A 23,644-nucleotide genomic window follows, 5' to 3' on the forward strand; every position below is an offset into this window, starting at 1 on the left:
TTTGTTGTTTTAAAATCATATTTCGGTGGTTTAACCCATCCAAAAAATATCCTTCCAGTAATCCCGGTTTACTTCGATGTTGTAGTTTCTGGTGCTGAGTGGTTCTATGTTTCGAACCACACTGATGGGTAACCAGGTGAAGCCAAGTTGTTCGTGGGTCACCTTCAGCAACCCTTCATGAATTTTGCCCATGTCAAGTATTACCTGGTGCTGTTCCAGGTTCCAGTCAAAAACGGTTCTTCCGGGTATTCGAAATCTTTTTCTTGTTTTCATTTTCTTGTTTTCTAATAATTTATATCACGAAGTACGACTAATTGTGTGTCCTTAGCAACTCACTGTGGTACAAGTGATTATGGCGTAATATTGTCTACGAAAAGCGATATTTTGAGGTGTTTTGTGTACTTCTAAAAGTGCCATTTGTGGGCGGTTTTGGGGCAGTTTAGATTACCATAATGCAATAGAGTAGCTATGCTATAGGCAAATGATAATAAATGATAAAAACAGTGCAGGTGTTTTGGGGCAGATCAGGACATATTGAGGGTGTTTTAGCTGGTTTTGGGGCAACAAGTACGTTTTTGAAACTAACCTTATTCGCCTCTTTATCAGTGATTTAATTGCTTGATAGTGGGCAGGGTATTGTCGTACTTTGGTTCATAATTAAAGTTAAACGTACTACTAAATAAAACGAGAATACATGGATCATATAACTATTCAAAACCGAAGCATTTCGCTTGATTTGTTCAATAAAATAATTGGACGACAGAAAATCTCACGGATTTTCCTGCCAATCATTGGTTGGGAACAAATTCAACATGAAAACAGAGAAAACATTCTACAAGTTCAGGAGGACTTGTTCGCTCAATTAAATGATCAGTTATCAATGCCCATTGAAGGAACCAACCTTTCCTTGATTATTAAACTGACCACTCTAAAGGTTCGGAAGTTTTGCCATATCCTGAGTCTCCTGGATATAAATTATATTGACTCTAAGGTATTCAAGGCTGTAGATCAATATAACTACCCAAGAAACCAGTATTGGTATAAAAATTATTCAACTGGTGCTTATGACTTGACTGACTCAGCGGAGAGCGTTAAAACTTATTTGATCAGCCATTACGGGAAAGCATTCTGGGAGAAAAAGCCTTGCATGGCAGTGATTGACTTTTCAATAGAAAGAGTGGATGCAATATAAGCCAACAAAAAAAGCCCCACTGATTTTACACGAAGTCAGTGGGGCATTGCTTTAGAGCAACCAAAAAAGATAAAAAAACGAACGGCCATTAGCAACCTGCCCGTAGTTTGCCCCAATAAACAACGCCCCACCTGTAGAGATAGGGCGAAGGCTTGGTTTTGTCTGATGCTATTTTAATTTTTTGAAAATGGTTACAGGCATTGTCTGGGTAAAGTAGGTAAGAACTCTTATTTCGCTTACCTGTTCAAAATCAATTACTTTCCATTTTTCTTCGCTGAGGCTGTAAAAGGTGAGCTGCTTGCCTTGGTGTTTTTCTTTACCAATTTGCTGTTGCTTTTTAGCTGGAATCAAATCAAGGTTTAAGGTGGCTTTTTCAATCTTTCCGTTGAGGGTAATTTGAACTGTTCCGCTGCTTAGTGCTACTATTGTTCTTTGTTTTATCTGATTCATCTTTTTTAATGTTTTTGTTTGCTTCTTTAATTATTATGATACAAAGAACGACTAATTGTGTGCCCTTAGCAACTCACTGTGGCACAAGTAATTATGATGTAATAGAGTTTGCAGAAAGTGATATTTTGAGGCGTTTTGTGTACTTCTAAAAGTGCCGTTTTTGGGCAGGTTTGGGGCGGTTTGCATAGGATTAGTGCAATGGTGAGCCTACGTGGTAGCTGTATTTGATCAAATCATAAAAAAACCAGGGGTGTTTTGGGGCAAGCAAGGACATATTGGGGGCAAAACGGCAGCTTTTGGGGCAAAAAGTACGCTTTTGAAACTAATCTTATTCACCTCGTTATCAAGGGATTAAGTGCTTGATAGTGGATGTATGTTTGTCGTACTTTGGTTTATAAATTAATTAATCAACAACAACAACCAAAACGCTTACTACAATGACCTTAACAACCATTGAAATCAACCCTACCAACTCCCTTACTAAGGAGGAGTTAACACAAGATTTAAGAAAAGGCATCGCACAGGTCGCCTACATCAAGTTAGATGGCACCTTAAACGTGCGGAAAGCAACTTTAAACTTTAGCCTGATCCCGGCCAAGGATCACCCAAACGGGGCAGAGTATAACCCACCCAAAGACCAAGGTTGGGTTAATTATTACGACCTCGACAAAGGAGAGTGGCGTAAACTGCACATCGACCGATTAAAAGAATTGAATGTTTTATTTGAGCTGAACCCGGTAAACGAAGAGTTTGAATACCACACCCTGCGCTTCAAAAAACTAAGCTATGAGGTAGTGAAACAACAGGCCACGGCTTACTTTAACCAACATAAAATACTGACTACCCTGCACCTAAAGAAAGCCCTGCGTGAAGCAGGTTATTGGGCAACTCAGGAAAAGGTAAGCGAGCTGATGCAGGAACTGGCAACCCTTGAGGCTGACTGGAACTTTAGCCTGCAAGAGGGCGAAATATTCAGGCTATATTATCAGGAGGAGGAACTGGAGTTTTAGACTCCAGTTTTTATTAGCGTATATTGCTGATTGTTGAATAAAATGGGGCAGTTTGCTAATATAGTGGTTTAGCACAACGACTAAATTATGCAAACTTCTTTTGAAGCATGGACTCACTCCTTAAAACAATGATGTGTGATGCTTTTACATTTGTCATCATACATTCTTCCTCTACAAAAATCATCTTTCCCAGAGGTTTGCCGCCTCCACCTTCTACCAATAAAGACCCAAGCTTAACTTTTTATTCCCAAATAGGGAATTTTATTCTCTAAATGGTTCTTTAACACTTGTTCTTATTAATTTAAATACTTAATAGTCAGTTGCTTATATTCTTTGTTTGATCTTTGCCAATTATCAAATCAACTACTTAATACAAAATTTGACGATTAATCATTCGCAATGAACACTACAGCAAACATTAAGGTGACCGATATTTATAGAAGCAACTACATCAGCGCTGATTTAATGGCTTCAGAAGGGATTTTCATTATTAAAAGCAAAGGACATTGTCCCAGAAAAGATTTCAAAGGTTTATTACAAGAAGTGGGGCAACATGCCAAAAAATACCAAGTGGGCAAGTGGTTTTTAGACTTACAACATTTTTCAGCAAGCCCCGAAGACATTGATTGGGTGGTCAATGAATGGATTCCTAAAATGACCAAAACCATAGGCTGCAAACACTACGTTGCCTTTACCTTTCCTGAAAACGTAATTTATCAATTTGGATTCTCACGCCGTTTGAATAAACTGTTCCCCAGTGGTTGCTTGCATATCATGCCTATTGCGGCCAAAGTTCATGCGGTGAAGTGGCTTCAGGAATGTGATCAATAGTATGTATTGCCTGATTTGCAATGTAACCAGATGCAATCCAGGGAGCTCTTCACTTTTGAGAAATATTGTCAATGTTAGATAATTTGATACACATCCCCCATTCAGGATTTTTTCTAACTTTTACCTTAAATAAATATTCAATTAGCTTGAACCCTGATCGATTATTTAATTGATAAACCTGCCGGATTTGTTGTTTCTGCCCTGCCCTGGAGGTTAGTAGGCTCAGATGTGAGTCAATTCGAACAAGAAAGTTTCCAGGTAGCCATACCTCCAATACCTACCCCTACTTAGTCAGATGGATGTTATTCCAAAAAAAGAACTCTCACCAACACTACAGCAGGCGTTGTTCAAGATATATTTCAATTCCTATATGGTGCGATTAATATGCGCGTGGCTGGGAGGTGGTCGTGTACTTCAAGGCCTAATTTCAATTCCTACATGGTACGATTAATATTGGTCACCAGAACGAGCGAGAATACGTTGTGCCAAAGATTTCAATTCCTAAGTGGTGCGATTAATATTTACTACTGTAGACGGAAAAGTTGTTCAAGCAAGCTATTTCAATTCCTATATGGTGCGATTAATATGGTGATGTGGCAGGGCTGTGCTCCGCTACAGACTCATTTCAATTCCTATATGGTGCGATTAATATGTTTGATGTCAAGGCAGTTTTGTATATACCTATACAATTTCAATTCCTATATGGTGCGATTAATATCCGGGGCGTTGCCGCTGCCCAATACTTGATACTGTATTTCAATTCCTATATGGTGCGATTAATATAATCGAGCCTGTCAGGTGACCCCTCCATTCGCTCTGATTTCAATTCCTATATGGTGCGATTAATATAGAAGCCGCAAATAACTCCAAGCATTATAGTAGTGGATTTCAATTCCTATATGGTGCGATTTGTATAAAACAATGAATGAAACCCCTCAAACCCCCTCGATATTTCAATTCCTATATGGTGCGATTAATATAAGGCACTTGCCCGCGAAAAATCAAACCTTGTCAAATTTCAATTCCTATATGGTGCGATTAATATGTTCAATTTGCAGGAGTGCGTGTTTGTACGGTAAACATAACATTTTTTTTAAAAAAACCTGTAACAGTGGGCAAAAATGTCGTCAGTCTCTAATCGTATCATTGAAGAGCGACGACACTTGGTGATGTGTTGTATTTTTTCTATAAAGCCACTTCTTAAAAAAAACCTTTTTTGTATGTCCCTATATCCAATCCCTTGGCAACAGTTAATTTTAAAAAGTTTTTACTTGATTAAAATGTTAAAAAAAACGGCAGTGTTATTTTTTTTTACCAAAAAAAGCGTACCTTTGCAACGCATAGCTGGTTAAAGGATCTTGGGGGATGGGTAGATGCTAATCTACTTTCCTTCAAGTTTTTTTGCTTTAGGGCAACTAACTGCTCACTCCTTGTCCTTTACCTTACCCTTAGCCCTTAAACCCCTCCATATCTTCAAATCTTTTACCTTATAAATAAAGCTGTTTTTAATTATAAAAACAAGCAGTAATAAACCGGTAAGTACTTGATATACAACAGCTTGTGTTTTATGTTTGTTCTGTAAATAATGGTACAATAAGAAACCCGTTACTCTCCCCTTCAAGCTTGAGTAACGGGTTTATAAAACAAATTGAAATGCAATCTATCAATTATTTCAACATTGAGCAAATATCTAACAAGCAGGAGCTGAAAATTGCCTACCGGACGTTGTGTAAACAACATCACCCTGACTTCCACCCTGGTATAGATGATACCCCGATTAAAATGATTAATGCCGAATATGAGGTACTTGCCCATTTGATGGAGACTGAAGGACGGTTTGAGCAATTCAAAAGAGGAGAAGAGCAGGGAGAAATTGATCAAATGTTTATGGACATGTATCTTAAGGTATGCCATCTTCCTCTTATTTTTGAACTGGTGGGGAACTGGATTTGGGTGACAGGTGATACCCGTGCCCATAAAGAAACGCTGAAAAAAGCAGGCTTTTTTTGGGCAAAGAAAAAGCAAGCCTGGTACTGGCGACATGCAAGTCAGAAATCCTGGTCATCAGGTAAAAGCTTAGGGCAAATCAAAATAAAGTATGGAGCAAGAAGAGTGTCAAATACTCCTTTGAGCCTTGACATAAATTAAACAACCTGCATGCAGGCTTGCGCCTGCTTGCTTCCTTATGTTTGCCAGCGTTTTGTTGTTGGCTGGTTTAACAGGCGCAACATTCACCCCCCCAACTGCTCTAAAAAAAGAGCTGCCCAATTTTAAATTACTAAAAATAAAAGTATGTTTGTAGTACATAGCTGATTGAAGAATCTTGGAGGATAGGTAGATGTTAATCTACTTTCCTTCAAGTTTTTTTTGCTTTAGGGAGAGGCAACTCAACTGGTGGTGTTTACTCCTTCTCTACTATTTTTACTTTATATTTCCCCGCCAACACATCGGTCAAAAAGGCTTCAAACACCTCTGCATTCCAACCCATTTTAAGTATTACCCCATTACCATCACCCCGGCTTACTATCTGAAAGTAAAGCAAGCGAAGCTGAGATAAAAACACCTGGGCAGTGGCGGCTGCTGAGTTCGGAAAAACTGTGTTGAGCTTGCCTTGCACGGGTATTTTCGCTTTGGTTTCGTAATAAGCAAACAAAATGTCCAGCGACAAACCCAGGGCTTCTATGATCTCCGGGCTTGTCTTGCCGTTAACAGTGAGCTCTTTTTTGAGTTTGGCTGCCACAAAAGCAAAGAACTGTTCCAGGTCATAAGAAACTGCTACACCAACTCTGCCTTCTTTCTCCAGAAACTGGATGCCACCTACGGCATATTTGCCCTCAATGAGCATGGTTTTGGTGTCGCCCAGGGGCAGCACCTGGTTAGTTTCCAGGCGGGCAAAAGTATCGGGTAACACCTCCCGTAGTTTTTGGGTGAGCTTGTTTGCCACAAAGCGAGGCAATACCATTTTTTCGGGGCTAAGTTTTTCATCTGGGGCTCTGCTTACCCGGATGATTTTGTTGCAGCCTACCACCAGGCTGGTCCCCAATAACAACAAGCCCAGCATTACTGCCAGGTGTTTGCGTGTGATTTGTTTCATCAATGTTTGCATTGTTTTGATTTTTAAACAAGGCGAAAGCTAAGAGAAACAAGTGCTCGTTTTTGGGGCTTTTTTTTAGGATAGATACATTTAAGTGTATGATAGAGAGTGAATTAGGGTTTGATAACTTTTTTGTAATTTAGTAGGCAAAAACAGTAAAACACTATGAGTACTACACATAACGCGCTACCCCCCTGGGAGTTAGTAGCCCTCGAAGCCATGATAGAGCAGCTATACCAGGCAGACGAAACTAAAGAACCCGCCGTGCGCCGCCGCGACGATGTACTGGGCAGCTTCAAGTACCTGCAAAGGATCAAGTATGGATCGACGGAAGTCATTTGCCAAACCCTGGCTTACAAATACTATTACCGCCCTCGTTCGGTGTATGCTTTAATTTTACGCAACGCCAATCGGCTCAAAGAAGCAGACCTGGCAGAGGTGAAAGTGGGTGTAGAAGAGTTGATGCACATCCGGCAACAGGTCAAGTCAACTGATTGGATGTATAGTACCCGCCGCCACGAAGCAGTGCGGGCAGCCTTTAAGAAATGGCAAACTCTGGGCGACATTAGCTTTTTGTGTCGTTTGCTGGGGCATAAGTTCTATTACCGCCCCGAAACCGTGCGCCAGTTGTTGAAAGAAGTAGACTATAAAAGCAAATAGCCATTACTGATTATTTAACCAAAAAATGACACCGCGCATGAATAATAAGAAGACTGGAGATAAAGATACAGCTAAAGGCAAGCCTACCCCACTTGCCTGCAAAATATGGGGGCACAAATGGCAAGGCGACAGCCTCAAAAGGCGCTGTACCCGCTGTGGCAAAACCCAGGTATCAAGGTATTCGGTGGAGGGGTGGATAGATATATAAGAGGTGGTTTGCTCTTTCTTCCAACTTTTGTCCAGTTGCCCAATATTTTACAAACTAATGATTTGATCTGTATGCCTTACGAGTACAATTCTACCCCTGACAAGATAAAGTTAATTGCCAAACGTGCTGCTGACAACCAGGCGGTACATATTTCACAAGCGGTTAAAACAGATGCCCCTTTCTATTGCCCTGATACTTATGAAGAAGTGGTGATTAGAAGATGTGTAGAAAAACGTGACCACTTTGCGTACAGTGCCAGGCATAGTCCTGTAGGGACCAAAGAAAGCGAGCTGCATAAAAACTGTAAAAACGAAATTGCGGCTGTTTTACAACAAGCCTATTCAGGCGGTAGCTGGGAAGTAGAAAGACCCTTGTGGGCAAACAGTAGTAAAGGCTACCAGATGGTCAGACCTGATATAAGCGGAAGGATCGACGGAAAAGGAGTGGTAATAGAGGTGCAAGCCAGCACACTTTCCATTCCTAAAATTTTACACCGCACTGCACAATATAAAAAAAGAGGGGCCTACATCCTTTGGGTGGTGCCGCTCACCAAAGCGTTGGGAGAAGAAGCATTCAGACCAAGACTTTTTGAGCGTTTTTTACATACTTTGTATTATGGTCGGGTTTATTACTGGTATCCAGGCAGTGGCAGTATCTTAACTCCGGTGCATTATGGCAAAGCCACCAGGTATATTGAAGCATCCACTTGGTTTGAAAACGGAGAGGAGCGGTGCGTGGGTGGTTATGAGAAAACGTATAAGCGGTTAAAAACCCCTGTGTATGGTCAAAAAGCAGATTTGACCAAAGATTTTAAAACTCAAAGTAACCGACCATTTTTTCACCTGACCAACGACAAGTTAAGCGTTCCGGAGAGCAATATTTTTATAGATTCCCAGGCAAAGTGGTGGGAGAATGGGTAAATTTATATATCCTCTATTTTATTCACCTGTCCACATAATAAACACAAATAAAAAGAGTCTATAATCTCTACTGTATCTCCTTCAAACTCTACCTGTTCTTTCTCTGAATATAGGTAATGTTGAGTAGATTTTTGATCGCAATGAAAACAATGGTGACAAAATTCATCCCCTTCGGCAGCTTGACTCATTGGTAAATATAGTTTAACACTAATAACTTTTTAAGGTCAGGTTTTGATGTAAAAACCAACTGAAATAAAATACGTAGTACCAGGGTAAACAGTCAAGTATCCGGTGCTGGTAGCGTTACTCTATTCTTACTGCTACCTTATCCCCATCAATCTTCTCTCTTTCTACTTGTGGCGAATAATCCTTATAACTCATCTCATACCCATGCTCCACCCTATACAAATACCCATTGCCATTCACGGTGCGCCTACTCACTTGGGTAAGCGTACCAAACTTGCCCGATGGCCAACCGTGGAGCTGGGCGGTAATCACTTGGGAGAGCAAAAGGATACCTTTGCCCGTGGTAACCTTGGCGCCGGTTTTGGCAGGTCGGTAATCTTTGCAGCCCAAGTGCAGGGTAAAATTCGATTTGACCAGCAGCACCTTGTCCCCCAGCGGACTGGTGTCTTCGCGGGTGATTTCCAAGTAAGCAGCGGGCAGGGGGTAAGGAAATTTTTCGCTGGTATTATCAAACTGCCCTTCCCACAAGTTAAAATGGCGAATGCCTACTTCGGGTGTTTTGAGGCGTATCTCTAATTCGTTGTATAAATCAATCATTTTTATGCGTTCTATTTAAATACTTTGTCCAGTTCTTTGCTTACAAAACCTTCAATTTCTGCCCAAAGTTCCGGAGGGAGTGGTTCTTTACCTGGGATGGGCATAAACTGTCGTTGGGGCAAGTTGGTTTGCCTGCGGTGGCTACGTACCCTCACTGATCCATTACGCCCCCTCCGAGTATAAGTGCGAACGGTCGCAACGCCTTTAGCCCCTTCATTGTGGAGCTGGGCAAGGTGAGCGTTGCCACTTGCTGCCTGCCGATCGCTGCCCACCCTAATCACCCGCCAATTGGCTTCTCTTACTTTAAAAGAAGCTTTGAGTTTGCCCGTGTCTACTAGCAATGGCTTGCGGTTGTGAAGGTTTCGGCGAGGTTGCCAGGCACTACCTCTATACGATTCACGGGCAAAGTTGCGCTCCACATAACGCAGCATGACCCGTCCCACGCCACTGGGCATGCCGCGCATGACTTTCTTGAATTTTCGTTCGTTGATTATCAGCATTTAAATTCTATGGTGTTATGGTTAGCGCAAAGCGTCGTTTAGAGTTTGATGAGTGTCTTGTTACCCCTACCATCACTGTATATCGCTTCGCTTAGAGATAGCTTGATTGGCTGCTCTATTTTGGTAGCCGTGTACTTCTTTGCGGCTCCTTTTTTTATAAAAGCAATGGTGGCGTGGGGCTGATAGGTCTCATGCACTAAGGTATGTTTGAGTTCTGCTTTTAATGCTTCGTGGAGCGTTACTAAGGCAGGGCTGGTTACCTCAAATTTGAGCACCTCATAGTCCTTGTCTTTTTGCTCAAACACCGAAATGGAGGTGAGTTGTACCTCTATTTCTTGTTGGGCAGAGCAGAGCAACACCTCTACTTTTTCCAAGGCGTTGGGCAAAGCATGTACTCCATACAAGGCAGTAATGTGGGGCGTATCTTCGTAGCCGTATACTCCAGCCTTGGGGTTAATGTACAAGTCGTTTACATCGATGTTTGGCAGCAAGCCTGCCCACAGTTTTTTATCTCTAATGGGCAAAGTCACTGCCCCATGCTTAAAAAAGTCTTGGTTTTTGGCAGCTTCGATGTCAGTATCCAGATTGCTCGCACTGTCTACCTGGTTGCCCGTTTCCTCATTAGCTTCAGACTCCGTGGCAGTGTTAGTATTTGTATCATTCTCAGCCCCCTTTTTGGCTACTTCCTTTACATTTTGGTCTGCTGTCAAGGTCACCTTCTTTTTCACCTTGATTCCGGTGGCTTTCTCAAACTCGGCAGGGCTTACCTCAAAGTGATTCAAGGCAAGGGTGAGCGCCGTCTCCGAGATACTTTTCTTTTGGCGTTGGAGTTCGCGCAGGTGGGTATCCAAAAATACAAAGGAGTGCCCTGCCAACGGATAGTTGAAGTCTAACAAACGGGGAAAGAGTTCTTCATTCACTACCGCCTCCACCCTTGCCATGTCATACTCTCTAATCTCTTCGGAGGGCGTTTTGGCAATGCTGTCTTTGTTCATGTAAGTTTGGGCACCGCCCTCAGTATCGTTGCTCAGTTTGACGTGCCCCTGAATGATTTTGAGTAGCTTTTTGCTTGCCTTCTCATCCATTTTATCAAAGGTATCTATGGTACCGCCCCCTCCGGAGGGAAAAGCAATCTCTACCTTTTCTTCAATATCAAATACCCCGTTGAGTTCTTCCTCTACAGACAAGAGAGCATCCAATACCTCACGGCGTTCTTCCCCTTCCTTATCGGTATGCACAATCTTATAAGGCTTACCATAATCCCGGTTAAAATCGGCGTGCTTTATGAGGGCATCCCGGCTAAGAATGGCGTAAGGCGCCGCGTACAATAATAAGCCCAGAGGAAAACGTTTGCTATGGCAGAAGATATACCAACGCCTCAAATAATCGGCGCTAAAATCAATGCCCTCACCATAAGCAGAGAAAGGATAAGGAAGCACTAGCTTCCGAGAAGGAATAATGTTACGCCGCTCAACGGTGTTGATTTCTTTGATTGAATAATCATCTTCGTTCAATGCTTGCCCTATTTCAATTAACGAGTAACCAAAAAACTCCGCATCAAGCACGGCATTGATGAAATCATCGAACCAACTGCCCCTGAGCTTTTTGGTGGCAGCTTCCTGATAATTGCCGTCAGGATCAAGCACCAGAAAGGGCTCACCCAGCACTTTGTTCTTGCGGTTATTGATGGCCGTGATTACTTCGGCATCAATACAGACCATGTCATAGATTTCCATCAAAGGGTAGGTACGAGGCATTACTGGGCTTTCGGCAATGCGCCAGGCTTGCATCCAGTCGGCAATCGTTACCCGGTCTCTACCGTATTGAAATACCGAGGCAAAAGCGCTCAGGTGATGAGCAGCAGGAGCAGCAGTAGATCGTTTTTTTGTTTTTTTAGACATTTGGCAATTGAATTGAAAAAAAAGTGTAACTGATATTTACCAACCTTGGTAACTATTTCGTCGATCGTTGTTGCTGCTACCACCATACTTTGCTTTATCTTTCCCACCTGCAATGAGTATCCCCCGGTCACCAGGAGGTTCTTGAGGCAACTGAGTCGGACGCTCGTTTTTCATGTATACCTTGCACCAGGCAATGGCGTCATCATAAAATTGCCGAAACTGACTGGCAATCTCTACCGGGCTATTGGCAGGTACCACCCTATAAAGGGCAATGTCTACCACAAAATCGCGCACAATGGTACTGCGAGGGTCGGTGGTCAGGGGCTGCCAATAAGCAGAGTTATCGCTGGATGGAGTAATGCCTTGGTTGGCTTTGATGACTCTATAGTATTTCACCTCTGGGGGCAGATGAGTATCAGGACTCATATTCACCCATACCAAATCACCCGCTGCGAAAGTTTGGGCAAAATCATAGGCAAACAGCCGGATAAATATTTTGGGCAATGACGAACGCGCCGCCATATACTCCCCCATTTCTTCGATGGCTGATTTTTGGGCTTCGGCAAGTTTGCCCCAGTCTCCTGCTATAAAGTCAAGTAAGTCGGCTTCGTTTAACCTGCGGCGGTAGTCGTAGCGGTGTAAAAAGTTAGAATGCATCTTTTGATCGTTTTCGTGGTACAGTTTGCGTTTTACGTTGGCTGGTGCCCTTCCCTCTGAATTTTTTGTACTCCTTCGCAAATTTTGCCACGAAGAAGTAGCGCAAAGCATCTGAAATGTGCCCAAAGGGTTGGTAGCGAATCTTGAGTTTGGTGTCTTCGATTGTTTTTTTGCTAATGGTGCCATCTTCGGCTTCTTTGGTGTATTCAAACTCCCGAATCACGGTTTTGCAACGGGCTTTGTCTACGTGCACCCGAATGCCATAGCTTTGCTTTTCTAAGATCAAGTTGATAAAATCTCCGCTCTCTGATATACCTGGGGCTTTGGACAGCACCATATCTCGCAGGCTGGTAAAGTGAGGTTTGAGTTGCTGAGCAATCACTTTAAAGTCGGAGCGTTTGTCTCTGGTTTTGGTTTGCTGATTTTTGCCCGATGGATCACCGTGCACATAAATTCGCCCCTGGTGGGATTGGTATATTTTCAAAAAATCTTCGCAGGTATGAGGGGTTGTATTGCGAGGGGTCTTACCCAGTATCTCGTCTAAAATATACACATCAATCATTCCTTCCTCGGGGCGCACAAATACCTGAATGACTACGCAAGTTACATAAGGGTGCACATTGAAATCCCAGGTAATATCCAAGGGGTGGGCAGGGTCATACACTGCTTCATAATAATGCCCCGAATGCACGCTGGCGTCCCATTGTTTCCAAAATTCTCCTCCACTTTTGGCCAGGGGGTCTCCATAGATGAGCATCCCGTGCCGATGGCTGGCAAGGTTGGCTTCTTGTTTTTTGATATAGTTAGAGGGCAGGTTTTTGAGGTTCAAATGAGTCGCCGAAATCACCACAAACTTAGAGTCCCCGCCTACTTTCTTTTTAAAGTACTGGGGAGGATCGTAAATCTTTACCTTGATTTCTTCTTCATACTCGTTCAGCTCAAACCAGTCATTGATCCAAGGCACCTTGGCAGGAGAAGTAAAAATATACAAAGGATTAAAAGGGAGGTTAGCAAGCGAGCTTCCTTCATCATATTCCTCACTAGTAAGTGCCCCCGCCCTTGTCTGGCTAATATACAAACCTTGTTGGCGAAGCCTTCCCAGGATTACTTCCTGTACCGCTTCTTCACGGGTATCTTTGGTTTCATCCAAAATCGCCCAGGCAAACTCTTTCCCATCGTGGGCTTTGTAGTTCTCCAAAGACCCAATAAAAACTACGCAGCCATTCCAAAAGCTGATTTTGTTGCGGTAGCTTTTAAAAGCGTGCCCTTCGCGGCTAAAATGCCTGGGAGGTTGGGTGCCTACTACATAGTCGCCCTCCCCCGTGTGCTCATCATATTCTTCCAACCCCAGGTCTTTCCACACCAAAAAGACCCGGTAAAGCGTTGAATCAGTGAGCTGCATATCGGTATTGGCACCCATAAAACCAAATACCCTGGGGAAGTTGCTAATCAGACGAAACGAGACCAAACCTGCCCCGTGGGTTTTGCCTGCCCCTTGTCCCGCCATAAACAGGTTTACCGGAGTACGTGACACGTAGATATCAAACTGGGGTTTACTGGGGCGGACAGTCACTGCTTGCCCTTTCTTTTTACTGGTCATCTATTTCCCCCTCCCCATTTTCGTTTGCCTTAGCTTCATAAGGGTTGGCAATGGTTACCTGAATATTTTTGGTGGTGATTTCACCCGAATGCTCCACCTTTTGGGTACCGTACCCCAGGTGTTGTGCCTTGGCACTCAGCAGTATCTTTGCCGCGTGGTAATCAGGGGGCAGGTACTTTTTCACTTCTTTTACTTCTACCCGTTCCTTGTACTTGTCTACCTTTACTTTTACCACCACTTGCTCTTTGTAATACATGCCCTGGGTGCGTTGTACCAGGGTACTCTGGGCAAGGTCTATGGTAATGGCATCGCCAATCTGGTTGGCTTCGGCTACTTTTTTGGCAAAGTTCTGATTGTTTTTAAGCCAGTGATAAACCGAGCTACGTGATACCTTGACTCCCAATTGTTGGCTCGCGCGTTCACAGGCAAGTTGGCGGTTGCCTCCGGTATGCACCAATGCCTCCACAAAAGCCTTTTGTTTGTCAGGGGTGGTGTAGTGTTCGTTAGCCTTGCTTTTCCTTTGGGGCGATATGTTCTTTTTGCCTTTGCTCATTTTGCTTCGCGCGCGCCCGCGCATGGGCGTGTCCAATTTGCCCAATGTAAGTTGTTGTTACTTAGTAATAGCCTACATTTGACGGTAGTTACAAAAGTGCGTAAATGAAAGAGCTTAAACAGCCATTTGTTATGAGAATGGAGAAATAGGTAAGGTGTGGTGGTATAATTTGCCTAAAGCAAAAAATAAAGGTGAAGAGGGTGGGTAAGCAAATCCGTGCCTAACTGATTAGACACGGATTTAGATTATTTAGGCATCAAGGGGGCAAGGGATTCGCCAGTCACCAGTTCGCCATTGCACTTAATCTCAAAAGGCTTGTTTTCGGTTTGGCAATGATGAATAAACCGGGTAAGAATACCTTGCATATAGCCAGGTTCGTATTCAATACCATAGCAGATTCGGCGGGTGCGTTCGGCGGCCATCAGGGTGGTGCCTGAACCCAAAAAACAGTCCAACGCAATGTCCCCTTCGTTGGTGGTATCGAGCAAGGCATCAGCAATCATTCGCACTGGTTTGGGTGTGGGATGATTTTCCAGGGCACCTAACCTGCCAAATTCTTTGCGTTCTTCATTAGAGAAGTCGTTGGCCGACTTGTATTCCCAAACATTGGAGCGAAAGCGGTCTTTGAGTTCCAGATGAGACAAATGTTTTGCCTCCCCCGATTTGAAAATGAAACAAAATTCGTGTTTTGCCCTATAGAAGCTGCCATTGGCCTGAATAGATTTGTTCCAAACGCAGACTTGTTTGGGTTCGTGGCTGCCATAGACTTTACCTCCGGCCTCGCACATGTGCCAGACGTGACGAAAGTCGATGAAATTGTAATGTATACTGCCATCTACGGTGTGCCCCACCGCGTGGCGCATATAAGTGGCAAGAAATTCTACAAACTCCTGGTCGCTCATTTCGCCGATACCCATCACAAAATCCTCATGTTGTACTTTGCCTAAGCCACCAAAGAGACTGTAAGGGATATTGTAGGGTGGGTCGGTAATAAGAATTCTTGCGAGTGTTCCATTCATTAGGGTTTCAAAGGTTTCTGCCAAAAGGCTGTCGCCACAGATGAGGCGATGTTTGCCGTTGAGCTCATACACCTCGCCTTTTTGTACCACAATTTCGGCTTCTTCTTCGGGCATAAAGTCTTCGTGTTCTTCGGCGTAGGGAGCTTCGCCTCCTTCACTGCCATTGCCACCCAGCCCAAAGGTATCAAAGGTTTGCTCAAAGCGGGGCATTGAAAACTCAGGAAGGTTAATCTCCAACTTGAGCTCAGGAAAGTTGAGCTCATACTGTTCAATGAATTCAGCAAGCCCTTGTTGGGTCACCTCTCCATAACCGGAAGAATAGAGGAGCACCAACTTAGCCGCTTCTTCTTTGGAGTCTGCCTCGATAATGAGGGCAGGCAGTTCTGTGGGGATGGTAATTTCATAAAACTGGTTTTGCCCGGTATCGGTATCGTGTACCATAGCCCCACCTTCTTCTTCAATGCGGCGTAACACGGTATCGCGGCGCTTGCCATCTACACACCAGTGGTTGTCTGCTTCATCTCGCCATACATAAAAGGGAGCCACAAACTGGTTGTTCACCAGCGAACTGACCACCTTTTGGTACTGCTCGTCGGTAGACACTTTGAAATTGTCTTGCTGGATAAAATCCATTGCCTTCCAGTCGATCATTTCTAAACCTAAAATGCGGGAGCGCAGGGCTTCGGAAGTGGGGGTTTGATCTTCTTTTGCCATAATCTTTCAATAGTTGTTTGATGTAAAAAGTTTATTATTAGTTGATTACAGGAGGTTTTCAGGCATTTACAGAGATTTTTTTTGAATAAAAAAATAGTACGCAAAAAGATTGCGTAACGCAGGAGTTACTTTGTAATCAAATAAGGGAGTAAGCGTAAGCAAACAGTCAAAAACAAACCTAAACCAAATGGTTACCATATAGGTTACTGTCAGGTATTTATGTGTTTTTTTGTGCTGAATATCAGTGTTTTATGTTTTTTACTTGAGTCCTGTCTGCTTTCTTATTACACAAATATCGGTCATTGAATAACATTACACGGAAGCGGTAGCTCAGTGGTAGAGCAGGAACCTTGGGGGTTTGAGTTGTGCCATTACCTTAGGGGTCAAGTACAACTTACTTCTTTTCCGGGTCGCAGGTTCGAATCCTGCCCGCTTCCCAATCCCTTCTGTGATGTATACGCAAATCATTGTTTCTCTTTGATTTTCAGATATTTATGTTTTTATTTATAAGCAACAATGTGCATCTTTACGCATCATTCGAGCTACCCTATGGGTTACCTTGTGTAATTTTAGCATATAGGTAACCTAAATAATACTTAAATGTGTAGCGATGTATGTCATAAATACTTGTTAATCAATACCATAAATACTAAAACTTAGAGCAGGTTACCACTTGCTTGATGAGTAAAAATGGTAACCAAACATACAATAATTATGGGACTTTCGATAGGTTTTTTATTAAGAAAAGACAAGACAAATAAGAAAGGTGAAACCCCTGTGTTTTGCCGTATATCTTATCATGGGAAAAGAGTAGATTTTCAGACCGAAATTAAAATCCCTATGGACAGATGGCTACCCCCTGTGGTCAAACTGGAAAAGAATGGAGATCAAGTTTTTATTAAAGGAACCAGTGAAGTGATTAAAAGTATGAATCGCCTGCTAAATAAGATGAGAGGTAGGATTCTGAATGCTTATACTGATTTGGTAAACGAAGGAGAAGAAATACGACTTCAAAAATTAAAAGCAGTCGCCAAGGGAGAAGAAGAAAAAGGTATTACTCTGATGGAGGCTCTTGATAGGTTGACTCACCGGGGTGGATTACGATATCATACAAAGAGAAAAATCAAAATCTCTATTCAGAATTTAAAGTTATTTTTAAGAGATGAATATAATAAGGAGGATATTTATCTGACTGATCTTTTAAAAGAATCCTATAAGGGTTTTGATATTCGGTATGTAGATTGGTGCACTACTAAAACTACGATCAGGTTTGATGGTTCTACCCGTTTGCCTAAAAAACATCAGACCGCCATTAAAGAGGTGAGGCATTTCCGTCAGGCAGTCAACATTGCTATGCAATTAGGGGAAATTAAGACTAACCCATTAATTGCGAAGTTCAAAATCCCTAAAGATGAACGCCCAAAGCGGGTTATCCTTACCCTTGATGAATTAAAACAAATCATGGAAGTAGATTTATCAGATAAGCGAGGGATGGATAGAATTCGTGACTGTTTTGTTTTCCAATGTTTTACCGGACTTGCTTTCTCTGATATTGTGGACTTGAAACCAGAGCACCTGATTGAACAAGGTGAGCGAACCTGGATTATTAAAGAACGGGTAAAATCCTCTACGGTGGCCAAGATGCCTTTGCTCCCTCAGGCAAAGTTTGTTTTGGATAAATACAAAGATGATCCTGTCTGTTTAAGTAAAGGTGTATTGATTCCTGTAATTACCAGTGGAAATTATAATACTTACCTCAGAATGATTGCGGAGTGTGTAGGAATTGATAAACACTTGACAAGCCATGTGGGTCGTAGGACTTTTGCCACTTTGGTGTATAATGCGGGAACTGACCGATCAAAACTAAAAGAAATGACCGGGCATACTAATGAAGCAATCACTGAAATTTATGCAAGCCTTGCCAATGAAACCATTGCAAAAGAAATGGATAAGTTTGAAGGCTTGTTTACTGATTGAGAGATATTACCCCTCGTGTTTAGCAATATAAAACGAGGGGTACTTCATTGGTAGTGTGTACGACTATTCTGTAAAGACTCTGCGTATATCTTCTCCTTTATAGTACCACTTTCCGCTCACTTTTTTCGCTGGAAGCTCCCCTCTTTCTCTCATTCGGGCAAGGGTATCATCGCTGATGTCTCCTCCCATTTCTTCTTTGATTCTTTTGTTGGTGTATATATCTAACCCACTGTTTTCAGCTTTAAATAACGCTTCTATCTTGCCATACATTGTTTTTTCAAAATCCTTCATTAAGTCCTGAAGATCTTCTGTTGTTGGAATATTTATTGCCATAATTTTAAATACTTATTTTTTTAAATAAAAGGTTATGGTTGCAGGCATTTGTTTCTGATTCTTTTACTACTTGTTATTTGTTATTATTACGAAAATCTTTTTTGCCAGATCATACGTTTTTGGAATCCAACCTCTGCTCTCCAACCAGGTTGAAAATCCCGGTGCATCGGGGCAATAGGCGTTTTATTCACCCTTTTAGCATTTTGATGAGAATTGCTTGTAAACAGTTTGGTATATCTTCTGTACTGGTGCGCGCTTATAAGTTGCATAGTTTTTCACTAATTGATCCATAGCTTTTCGAGAATCCACAAAAAGCGTCAAGGCTCCTTCTTTTTAACATTGTATTCAATTCTACTTCTACTTTTTGTTTATCCTGCTCGATAGCTGTGATTTGGGCTCTCTGCTCACCCTGACGATTTTCGAAGTCTACCATTTGTTGAGCCTGCATCAAAAGCATTTGTGCCGGGGATAATGCTTTATTTCGGGCATTATGCTTTTCTTCACACTCAATAAAGTATTTTCTGACTTCCCGACCCTTATCGGTTTGAGCTAACATGGCAAATGATTTAGCACATTCAACTGACAGACCAATAGTATCAGAAGGTCTGCTTCTTCCTGTCTTTTTATTTTCCGCAATTCGGCGGAAAAACTGGTAGTCAGCGAGTTATGTAATATTTCCTTTAAAACATTCTTTGTATTGTCGTTTTTTAAAGGCAACAACCAACAACCTTTTTCTGGAAAGGGCGTCAACAGAAATCGCCCGGTTTTCGTTAAGGTAGCTGCCTCTACACCACGTTTTCTCACTCCGGTTTCAAACTGAAACGAGCCAGATTCTTCTATTTTAGCCTGATGGTTTTCAAGAGTAGTAGCCCCTATATCACGTTTTCTCACTCCGGTTTCAAACTGAAACGAGCCAGATTCTTCTATTTTAGCCTGATGGTTTTCAAGAGTAGTAGCCCCTATATCACGTTTTCTCATCTCCATTTCAAGAGGCAGCGAGCCAGACTCTTCTATTTTAGCCTGATGGTTTTCAAGAGTAGTAGCCCCTACACCACGTTTTCTCACTCCGGTTTCAAACTGAAACGAGCCAGACTCTTCTATTTTAGCCTGATGGTTTTCAAGAGTAGTAGCCCCTACATCACGTTTTCTCACTCCGGTTTCAAACTGAAACGAGCCAGATTCTTCTATTTTAGCCTGATGGTTTTCAAGAGTAGTAGCCCCTACACCACGTTTTCTCGCTACCGTTTCAAGAGGCAGCGAGCCAGACTCTTCTATTTTAGCCTGATAACACCTGATAGCTTCCATTAGAGCCTCAGCCAATGCCTTTACCAGAAGCAAACCTGCCACAGGAGGTTGCTGCCTTAAATCATTTGTGTTCATTGGTTTTATCATTAAAATCTGATTGATTTACCATTTTTGAATCTTGGCATCACTCACTGGTTAAAATAACAGTAGTTGTCTTTCTTCCAATTTGAAAGATTGAACTACTGTTATGATGCCTTCTACTCTCTTATCTGTCAGGATTTCCTAAGTCACCCTTATAATCTTGATTTTCTTCTGGTATTCCAAAATGTTTTATTGCCAGGTCATAAGCCTCTAAAATCCAGCCTGTGGATTCGAGCCACTCGATGGGTGTTTTATTTGCCATTTTTGCTTGCTGATATATATTTTGTCCGGATGCTACGGTAAATTCCTTGTAAAGAATCTGGTAGAGTCCCTGGGTGGTTATCCCATACCAGATCGAATAATTTTGCATCATTTGCCCCAGTTCTTTTCTGACTTTGGTAAAAAGCGGGTTGAAGTTTTCTATCTGTAAACTTGCTTGAGCTGCCTTGATATTGGTTATTTCGTCTGTCAAGGAATCTTGTGCATCCCTGATGCTACTTATTTCGTGTGCCAAAAATGTTTGCCGAGAGTTCAATATTTTTATTTCCCTTTTAGTTTCTTTGGTGGACTTTGTTAGTTCACAGAGGTTTTTTACTGCCTGTACCCAAAGCTTCTGATTGAATGGCTGTCCCTGAACTGTTTTCCGAACATGGTCGAATGATTGAATCAGTTTGGATTTAAAGGCAACAACCTTTTTCGTGTTCCTGGAAAGGGTCCCAAGGAAGATGGCCTGATTCTCACTAAGGTAGCAGAATCTTAGGGTAGTTGCCCCTACATCACGTTTTCTCACTTCGGTTTCAAAAGGCAGCGAGCCAAACTCTTCTATTTTAGCCTGATAACGCCTGATTGTTGCCATCAAAGCTTTATGCTTGATTCCTAATGTTTCTGCCACCAACCTGCTATCTACTACTGGCATTTCGTTTTTTATTTCAATAGGTAATAAGCCTTCCAGTGAAGCTTGTGTTGAGTTGTCTTTGTTCATTGATTTTGTCATTAAAATAAGTTTTGAGTGGGGTGAAAACGTTTTTTTAGAAAGTAATATCTTTCCCGGTTCCTTATCAGCCCCTTGTTATTTTTGAAAACTAAACTGTTCTGTGCCCCCTACCTATAATATTTAAGATAACAGGGGGGTAGCTCACAAATATGCTACCCTGCCTTTTCCAATTCTGTCAGAATAAAATGTAAGCCAATCATTTCCACATCCGTAAAATGAGCCGTTCGCGGAGTAAAACTCAGGGGGATGTCAGAGGGCTCGCCTGTAGGCTGCTTAATTACTTCCAGTTGAGCCGCTATTTCATACTCCGGACGATCCAGCCACATGGTTACATCTGCATAAGTGTTCAGCAAAGCATTGATTTTAGTCACCTTTTGTATATTGTCATCTTCTGCCTGGGGCAATGGGGTAAATACAATGCAAGGGACATTCAACACGCTGGCAAGCTTTTTTAATTCCTGAATATTATTTTGAGTGTCTCCACCCACTACCTGATGTAAATCATCTACAATAATGAGTTTAACCTGATTGTAATAGGCGTGATAAAGGCATTTGCGTCTGAACTCCTCAAATGCAAGCCCTCTGATGTTACAGGCAATGAAATTAAGATTAAAAGTGGCCATTAACGTATCATTGTATTTTTTGTACTTTGCATCTTCGGGACTTTCTTTGATGTGCTCTATTTCTATCAGGTCAATATCACTCATGGCTGATGCCATGCGATGTCTGATGTCTCTTTCTTTGCCTGCCGAACAAAAGAATATACCCATATCGTGGTGGTGTATAAGCGCATCGAGAGCCAAGCTTACTGCCAGGCTGGTTTTACCTGCTTTAGGGTAAGAAGCAATATGAGTAAGGGGTTCGGTAAGGTGAAATAAATCGGCTGTCATCATAAGAGTTATCTTGATTTAAAATGTTTGAAAAACCTATTTTTGCTATTTGCTGGCAGGATTTACTTTTCTTCAAAGTCATCCGGATTCCTGCTAAATCCTGTCAGAGAAGCTGTAGGTAGTATTTGAGGAGGCATAATCTCTCCATTAGCCATTTGCCAAAACTCTCTTCTAAATTTTCAAATCTTTGGCACATTTGTATTGTTACTTTGTCTGTCAACCCTGAACCAAGTCATAAGCCTGGTTCTGGTTTTGGGTAACGAGTTTAAGTCCTTTCCTACCACTACCTGCCCTTCTGGATCACTTTTGCAAGCTTTTAAAGTAAGTGTGCTTGCCAATGAACTGCAACGGTATGGTTACATTGGTTGGTTTGGCTTTGTTCTTTGCCAGGATAAGTTGCGTAATGCCCTGGGTATCTTCCGGTACCCGGTGGAGAAATAAAACAGTATCAGCATTTTTGGTGGCTTCCAGATCAGCCAGGCAAGGCGGTCGTCTTTCCAAGGCATGTGAACGATTTAACTGTACTACAGCAATGATGGAGATTTGCAGTTCACTGGCCATTTTTTTTAGTTGCTTTGTGATCCAGGCGAGTTCCTGAGACCTGCTACCAAAAGATTGTTCTTTGACTTCAATGAACTGAATAAAGTCAATGCATACGAGTTGAATATCGTGTTTAATTTTGAACCGCATGATTTTGGTCTTTAACTTCTGAAGTGGAAAACTACTGCTGTCATCAATAAATATTGGACGTTGGTTCAACAGTTGGGAATGTATTTTACAGGAAGCAAACTCTTCCCTGGTCAGTTGTCCCGACCTGCTGCTGTTCATCTCTACCCTTGCTTCGGTGCATATCATTCTGTGAACAAGGCAATCCGTTGGTGATTCCAGGTTAAAGATCAGAGTAGGGGTATTTTTTTTACTGGCACTTTGGGCAAACATTGCCATTAAAGAGGTTTTACCCAAGCCAGAAAGTGAAGCAATCAAAGTAAGTTGCCCCTTTTGCCATCCACCCGTGAGTTGATCCAATTCTTCAAAACCACTTCTAATGCCAGAAATTTCTGCCGGGGTCTTATTCTGTGATTGATTGTTACTTTGCTTTTTCATTTGATAACGCTTTTGTTGTTTTTATTTAATTCTTATGAATGCCTTTTATTTGTCAAAATCGTCAGGGTTTTGACTAAACCCTCTGAACTGTTTTGCTGGGAGCGATTGTGTTGCCCTGCCTGGCTGCTCAGGTTTTGGTATGGGCTCTCTCCAAAACTGTTGATTCAAGTCCTGAAACCTGAGGTGCTGAGGAACGAACTCCAGCAGAATCGTTCCCGGTTTACCATCCCTATGCTTGGCAATGATGAGTTCAGTGACTCCTTCGGTAGAGTTTCCAAGGTGATCTTCGGTAACTCCGTAATAAGCTGGTCGGTAGAGAAATGCGATGGTATCGGCCGACTGCTCAATTTCTCCTGATTCCCTCAAATCGGCCATCACAGGACGTTTATCCCCTGGTCTGGTTTCTACCCCCCGGTTAAGCTGAGAGAGTGCAATGATGGGGATATCCATTTCTTTGGCGAGCGCCTTCAAATCCTTTACAATAGTGGCTACTTCCAGCTGTCGGTTTTGGCTTGCCTGACCACTATGTCCTTTCATCAACTGAAGGTAGTCAATAATGACAAACTCCACCTGATGGCTAAACACCAGCCGTCGTACTTTTGCTTTGAATTGTAGCAGGGATAGTTGTGGGGTGTCATCAATAAAGAGGTTAGGTTTCTGGATGAGCTTTTCTGCCTGCCTTACCTTCGGTATCTCTTCCTGGGACAGCGCTCTGTTTTTGATTCTTTTAGACGCAATGCCTGAACACATGGCAAGCAACCTGTAACCCAGCTCTCTTGCGCTCATTTCAAGTGAAAAAAACGGCCACAGGTCGCTCAAATACTTCTGCGGCATTGAGGGCAAGATTCAGGGCAAAGCGGTTTTACCC

At 42.4% G+C, this 23,644-nt stretch carries 26 protein-coding genes, 1 tRNA gene and 1 CRISPR repeat array; of the genes, 9 read left to right on the top strand and 18 right to left on the bottom strand.

Translation table 11 applies throughout. The features are described 5' to 3' along the window. Window positions 1–30 precede the first annotated feature (30 nt). Window positions 31–273, bottom strand: a complete 243-nt coding sequence (locus tag M23134_RS28890; RefSeq protein WP_002702440.1) for a hypothetical protein — start codon at window positions 271–273, stop codon at window positions 31–33. A 421-nt stretch (window positions 274–694) separates the two neighbouring features. On the opposite strand from M23134_RS28890, the gene M23134_RS28895 reads away from it, so the two are divergent. Beyond that, a complete protein-coding gene (locus M23134_RS28895) occupies window positions 695–1,192 on the top strand; it encodes a hypothetical protein (protein ID WP_002702444.1) in 498 nt (165 codons plus the stop codon). Window positions 1,193–1,360: 168 nt separating this feature from the next. On the opposite strand, the gene M23134_RS28900 is transcribed toward M23134_RS28895, so the two are convergent. Further along, a complete protein-coding gene (locus M23134_RS28900; RefSeq protein WP_002702446.1) occupies window positions 1,361–1,642 on the bottom strand; it encodes a hypothetical protein in 282 nt (93 codons plus the stop codon). Window positions 1,643–2,079: 437 nt separating this feature from the next. Here M23134_RS28900 and M23134_RS28905 point away from each other — a divergent pair, with 437 nt between their 5' ends. The 3 genes from M23134_RS28905 to M23134_RS28920 all read left to right on the top strand — a co-directional run bounded on the left by M23134_RS28905 (window position 2,080) and on the right by M23134_RS28920 (window position 5,631). Beyond that, window positions 2,080–2,652 carry an SH3 beta-barrel fold-containing protein gene (locus M23134_RS28905; RefSeq protein ID WP_002702451.1) on the top strand — a complete coding sequence of 191 codons (573 nt, stop codon included), beginning with the start codon at window positions 2,080–2,082 and terminating at the stop codon, window positions 2,650–2,652. A 399-nt stretch (window positions 2,653–3,051) separates the two neighbouring features. Next, the gene (locus M23134_RS28910) at window positions 3,052–3,483 is read left to right on the top strand and encodes a hypothetical protein (protein WP_002702454.1); all 432 of its coding nucleotides are present in this window, start codon (window positions 3,052–3,054) and stop codon (window positions 3,481–3,483) included. A gap of 356 nt (window positions 3,484–3,839) precedes the next feature. Beyond that, window positions 3,840–4,528: direct repeats of the CRISPR family, unit length 30 nt; unit sequence ATTTCAATTCCTATATGGTGCGATTAATAT. A gap of 608 nt (window positions 4,529–5,136) precedes the next feature. Continuing rightward, window positions 5,137–5,631: a hypothetical protein gene (locus M23134_RS28920; protein ID WP_002702457.1), complete on the top strand. Its 495-nt coding sequence runs from the start codon at window positions 5,137–5,139 to the stop codon at window positions 5,629–5,631. A gap of 253 nt (window positions 5,632–5,884) precedes the next feature. Here M23134_RS28920 and M23134_RS28925 read toward each other — a convergent pair whose 3' ends face one another. Further along, window positions 5,885–6,577 carry a hypothetical protein gene (locus M23134_RS28925; RefSeq protein ID WP_157558702.1) on the bottom strand — a complete coding sequence of 231 codons (693 nt, stop codon included), beginning with the start codon at window positions 6,575–6,577 and terminating at the stop codon, window positions 5,885–5,887. Between the two features lie 165 nt (window positions 6,578–6,742). Here M23134_RS28925 and M23134_RS28930 point away from each other — a divergent pair, with 165 nt between their 5' ends. From M23134_RS28930 to M23134_RS28935, 3 genes are all read left to right on the top strand, one after another. After that, on the top strand, window positions 6,743–7,237 hold the full coding sequence (locus M23134_RS28930; protein ID WP_045114555.1) for a hypothetical protein: 495 nt from the start codon (window positions 6,743–6,745) through the stop codon (window positions 7,235–7,237). Window positions 7,238–7,274: 37 nt separating this feature from the next. Next, window positions 7,275–7,445: a DUF1660 family phage protein gene (locus M23134_RS41455; protein WP_002702463.1), complete on the top strand. Its 171-nt coding sequence runs from the start codon at window positions 7,275–7,277 to the stop codon at window positions 7,443–7,445. Window positions 7,446–7,516: 71 nt separating this feature from the next. Beyond that, complete coding sequence (locus M23134_RS28935; protein ID WP_045114556.1) at window positions 7,517–8,365, top strand: competence protein CoiA family protein; 849 nt, start codon at window positions 7,517–7,519, stop codon at window positions 8,363–8,365. Window positions 8,366–8,367: 2 nt separating this feature from the next. On the opposite strand, the gene M23134_RS28940 is transcribed toward M23134_RS28935, so the two are convergent. The 8 genes from M23134_RS28940 to M23134_RS39080 form a co-directional block, all read right to left on the bottom strand. Next, window positions 8,368–8,553 carry a hypothetical protein gene (locus M23134_RS28940; protein WP_002702467.1) on the bottom strand — a complete coding sequence of 62 codons (186 nt, stop codon included), beginning with the start codon at window positions 8,551–8,553 and terminating at the stop codon, window positions 8,368–8,370. A gap of 115 nt (window positions 8,554–8,668) precedes the next feature. Further along, window positions 8,669–9,148 carry a hypothetical protein gene (locus tag M23134_RS28945; RefSeq protein ID WP_002702469.1) on the bottom strand — a complete coding sequence of 160 codons (480 nt, stop codon included), beginning with the start codon at window positions 9,146–9,148 and terminating at the stop codon, window positions 8,669–8,671. Window positions 9,149–9,159: 11 nt separating this feature from the next. Continuing rightward, complete coding sequence (locus tag M23134_RS39075; RefSeq protein WP_053337409.1) at window positions 9,160–9,648, bottom strand: phage virion morphogenesis protein; 489 nt, start codon at window positions 9,646–9,648, stop codon at window positions 9,160–9,162. 38 nt (window positions 9,649–9,686) lie between these two features. Next, complete coding sequence (locus tag M23134_RS28955; RefSeq protein WP_002702473.1) at window positions 9,687–11,549, bottom strand: phage portal protein family protein; 1,863 nt, start codon at window positions 11,547–11,549, stop codon at window positions 9,687–9,689. A gap of 36 nt (window positions 11,550–11,585) precedes the next feature. Further along, window positions 11,586–12,206: a hypothetical protein gene (locus M23134_RS28960; RefSeq protein ID WP_002702475.1), complete on the bottom strand. Its 621-nt coding sequence runs from the start codon at window positions 12,204–12,206 to the stop codon at window positions 11,586–11,588. Continuing rightward, window positions 12,196–13,806 (bottom strand): hypothetical protein, encoded by a 1,611-nt coding sequence (locus M23134_RS28965; protein WP_002702477.1) that lies wholly within the window; start codon window positions 13,804–13,806, stop codon window positions 12,196–12,198. The genes M23134_RS28960 and M23134_RS28965 overlap by 11 nt, the downstream gene beginning before the upstream one ends. Then, window positions 13,796–14,359 carry a hypothetical protein gene (locus M23134_RS28970; RefSeq protein ID WP_002702479.1) on the bottom strand — a complete coding sequence of 188 codons (564 nt, stop codon included), beginning with the start codon at window positions 14,357–14,359 and terminating at the stop codon, window positions 13,796–13,798. Before M23134_RS28970 ends, M23134_RS28965 begins: the two co-directional genes overlap by 11 nt. Before the next feature lie 245 nt (window positions 14,360–14,604). Further along, on the bottom strand, window positions 14,605–16,092 hold the full coding sequence (locus tag M23134_RS39080) for a DNA-methyltransferase (protein WP_002702481.1): 1,488 nt from the start codon (window positions 16,090–16,092) through the stop codon (window positions 14,605–14,607). Between the two features lie 319 nt (window positions 16,093–16,411). Between M23134_RS39080 and M23134_RS41460 the strand changes: the two genes are divergently transcribed. Continuing rightward, a tRNA-OTHER gene (locus M23134_RS41460) sits at window positions 16,412–16,529 on the top strand. Between the two features lie 277 nt (window positions 16,530–16,806). Next, window positions 16,807–18,069, top strand: coding sequence for a site-specific integrase (locus M23134_RS28980; RefSeq protein ID WP_075164086.1), 1,263 nt, complete (start codon window positions 16,807–16,809; stop codon window positions 18,067–18,069). 63 nt (window positions 18,070–18,132) lie between these two features. Here M23134_RS28980 and M23134_RS28985 read toward each other — a convergent pair whose 3' ends face one another. The 7 genes from M23134_RS28985 to M23134_RS29020 all read right to left on the bottom strand — a co-directional run bounded on the left by M23134_RS28985 (window position 18,133) and on the right by M23134_RS29020 (window position 23,562). Continuing rightward, the gene (locus tag M23134_RS28985; protein ID WP_002702486.1) at window positions 18,133–18,402 is read right to left on the bottom strand and encodes a helix-turn-helix domain-containing protein; all 270 of its coding nucleotides are present in this window, start codon (window positions 18,400–18,402) and stop codon (window positions 18,133–18,135) included. A gap of 256 nt (window positions 18,403–18,658) precedes the next feature. After that, window positions 18,659–18,958, bottom strand: coding sequence for a hypothetical protein (locus tag M23134_RS28995; RefSeq protein ID WP_045114559.1), 300 nt, complete (start codon window positions 18,956–18,958; stop codon window positions 18,659–18,661). Next, window positions 18,952–19,794 (bottom strand): hypothetical protein, encoded by an 843-nt coding sequence (locus M23134_RS29000; protein ID WP_002702490.1) that lies wholly within the window; start codon window positions 19,792–19,794, stop codon window positions 18,952–18,954. The genes M23134_RS28995 and M23134_RS29000 overlap by 7 nt, the downstream gene beginning before the upstream one ends. 118 nt (window positions 19,795–19,912) lie before the next feature. Further along, window positions 19,913–20,770: a Rha family transcriptional regulator gene (locus M23134_RS39085; RefSeq protein ID WP_232296844.1), complete on the bottom strand. Its 858-nt coding sequence runs from the start codon at window positions 20,768–20,770 to the stop codon at window positions 19,913–19,915. Window positions 20,771–20,934: 164 nt separating this feature from the next. Continuing rightward, window positions 20,935–21,675 (bottom strand): DnaB-like helicase C-terminal domain-containing protein, encoded by a 741-nt coding sequence (locus M23134_RS29010; RefSeq protein WP_002702494.1) that lies wholly within the window; start codon window positions 21,673–21,675, stop codon window positions 20,935–20,937. A 297-nt stretch (window positions 21,676–21,972) separates the two neighbouring features. Then, complete coding sequence (locus tag M23134_RS29015) at window positions 21,973–22,776, bottom strand: DnaB-like helicase C-terminal domain-containing protein (RefSeq protein ID WP_002702496.1); 804 nt, start codon at window positions 22,774–22,776, stop codon at window positions 21,973–21,975. A 45-nt stretch (window positions 22,777–22,821) separates the two neighbouring features. Next, entirely contained in the window at window positions 22,822–23,562 is a 741-nt protein-coding gene (locus M23134_RS29020) for a DnaB-like helicase C-terminal domain-containing protein (RefSeq protein WP_002702498.1), read from the bottom strand. Window positions 23,563–23,644 lie beyond the last annotated feature (82 nt).

The organism is Microscilla marina ATCC 23134 (assembly GCF_000169175.1).
In the GTDB taxonomy this organism is placed as follows: Bacteria; Bacteroidota; Bacteroidia; order Cytophagales; family Microscillaceae; genus Microscilla; species Microscilla marina.

What these genes read in the sequence shown, in the direction of transcription:
- M23134_RS28890 (WP_002702440.1), bottom strand. Translation starts at nt 273, where the DNA reads ATGAAAACAAGAAAAAGATTTCGAATACCCGGAAGAACCGTTTTTGAC.
- M23134_RS28905 (WP_002702451.1), top strand. Translation starts at nt 2,080, where the DNA reads ATGACCTTAACAACCATTGAAATCAACCCTACCAACTCCCTTACTAAG.
- M23134_RS28970 (WP_002702479.1), bottom strand. Translation starts at nt 14,359, where the DNA reads ATGAGCAAAGGCAAAAAGAACATATCGCCCCAAAGGAAAAGCAAGGCT.
- M23134_RS28930 (WP_045114555.1), top strand. Translation starts at nt 6,743, where the DNA reads ATGAGTACTACACATAACGCGCTACCCCCCTGGGAGTTAGTAGCCCTC.
- M23134_RS28965 (WP_002702477.1), bottom strand. Translation starts at nt 13,806, where the DNA reads ATGACCAGTAAAAAGAAAGGGCAAGCAGTGACTGTCCGCCCCAGTAAA.
- M23134_RS28960 (WP_002702475.1), bottom strand. Translation starts at nt 12,206, where the DNA reads ATGCATTCTAACTTTTTACACCGCTACGACTACCGCCGCAGGTTAAAC.
- M23134_RS28955 (WP_002702473.1), bottom strand. Translation starts at nt 11,549, where the DNA reads ATGTCTAAAAAAACAAAAAAACGATCTACTGCTGCTCCTGCTGCTCAT.
- M23134_RS41455 (WP_002702463.1), top strand. Translation starts at nt 7,275, where the DNA reads ATGAATAATAAGAAGACTGGAGATAAAGATACAGCTAAAGGCAAGCCT.
- M23134_RS29000 (WP_002702490.1), bottom strand. Translation starts at nt 19,794, where the DNA reads ATGATAAAACCAATGAACACAAATGATTTAAGGCAGCAACCTCCTGTG.
- M23134_RS39085 (WP_232296844.1), bottom strand. Translation starts at nt 20,770, where the DNA reads ATGAACAAAGACAACTCAACACAAGCTTCACTGGAAGGCTTATTACCT.
- M23134_RS28895 (WP_002702444.1), top strand. Translation starts at nt 695, where the DNA reads ATGGATCATATAACTATTCAAAACCGAAGCATTTCGCTTGATTTGTTC.
- M23134_RS39075 (WP_053337409.1), bottom strand. Translation starts at nt 9,648, where the DNA reads ATGCTGATAATCAACGAACGAAAATTCAAGAAAGTCATGCGCGGCATG.
- M23134_RS28910 (WP_002702454.1), top strand. Translation starts at nt 3,052, where the DNA reads ATGAACACTACAGCAAACATTAAGGTGACCGATATTTATAGAAGCAAC.
- M23134_RS28980 (WP_075164086.1), top strand. Translation starts at nt 16,807, where the DNA reads ATGGGACTTTCGATAGGTTTTTTATTAAGAAAAGACAAGACAAATAAG.
- M23134_RS29020 (WP_002702498.1), bottom strand. Translation starts at nt 23,562, where the DNA reads ATGAGCGCAAGAGAGCTGGGTTACAGGTTGCTTGCCATGTGTTCAGGC.
- M23134_RS28935 (WP_045114556.1), top strand. Translation starts at nt 7,517, where the DNA reads ATGCCTTACGAGTACAATTCTACCCCTGACAAGATAAAGTTAATTGCC.
- M23134_RS28995 (WP_045114559.1), bottom strand. Translation starts at nt 18,958, where the DNA reads ATGTTAGCTCAAACCGATAAGGGTCGGGAAGTCAGAAAATACTTTATT.
- M23134_RS28940 (WP_002702467.1), bottom strand. Translation starts at nt 8,553, where the DNA reads ATGAGTCAAGCTGCCGAAGGGGATGAATTTTGTCACCATTGTTTTCAT.
- M23134_RS28925 (WP_157558702.1), bottom strand. Translation starts at nt 6,577, where the DNA reads ATGAAACAAATCACACGCAAACACCTGGCAGTAATGCTGGGCTTGTTG.
- M23134_RS29010 (WP_002702494.1), bottom strand. Translation starts at nt 21,675, where the DNA reads ATGATGACAGCCGATTTATTTCACCTTACCGAACCCCTTACTCATATT.
- M23134_RS28920 (WP_002702457.1), top strand. Translation starts at nt 5,137, where the DNA reads ATGCAATCTATCAATTATTTCAACATTGAGCAAATATCTAACAAGCAG.
- M23134_RS39080 (WP_002702481.1), bottom strand. Translation starts at nt 16,092, where the DNA reads ATGGCAAAAGAAGATCAAACCCCCACTTCCGAAGCCCTGCGCTCCCGC.
- M23134_RS28900 (WP_002702446.1), bottom strand. Translation starts at nt 1,642, where the DNA reads ATGAATCAGATAAAACAAAGAACAATAGTAGCACTAAGCAGCGGAACA.
- M23134_RS28985 (WP_002702486.1), bottom strand. Translation starts at nt 18,402, where the DNA reads ATGGCAATAAATATTCCAACAACAGAAGATCTTCAGGACTTAATGAAG.
- M23134_RS28945 (WP_002702469.1), bottom strand. Translation starts at nt 9,148, where the DNA reads ATGATTGATTTATACAACGAATTAGAGATACGCCTCAAAACACCCGAA.
- M23134_RS29015 (WP_002702496.1), bottom strand. Translation starts at nt 22,776, where the DNA reads ATGAAAAAGCAAAGTAACAATCAATCACAGAATAAGACCCCGGCAGAA.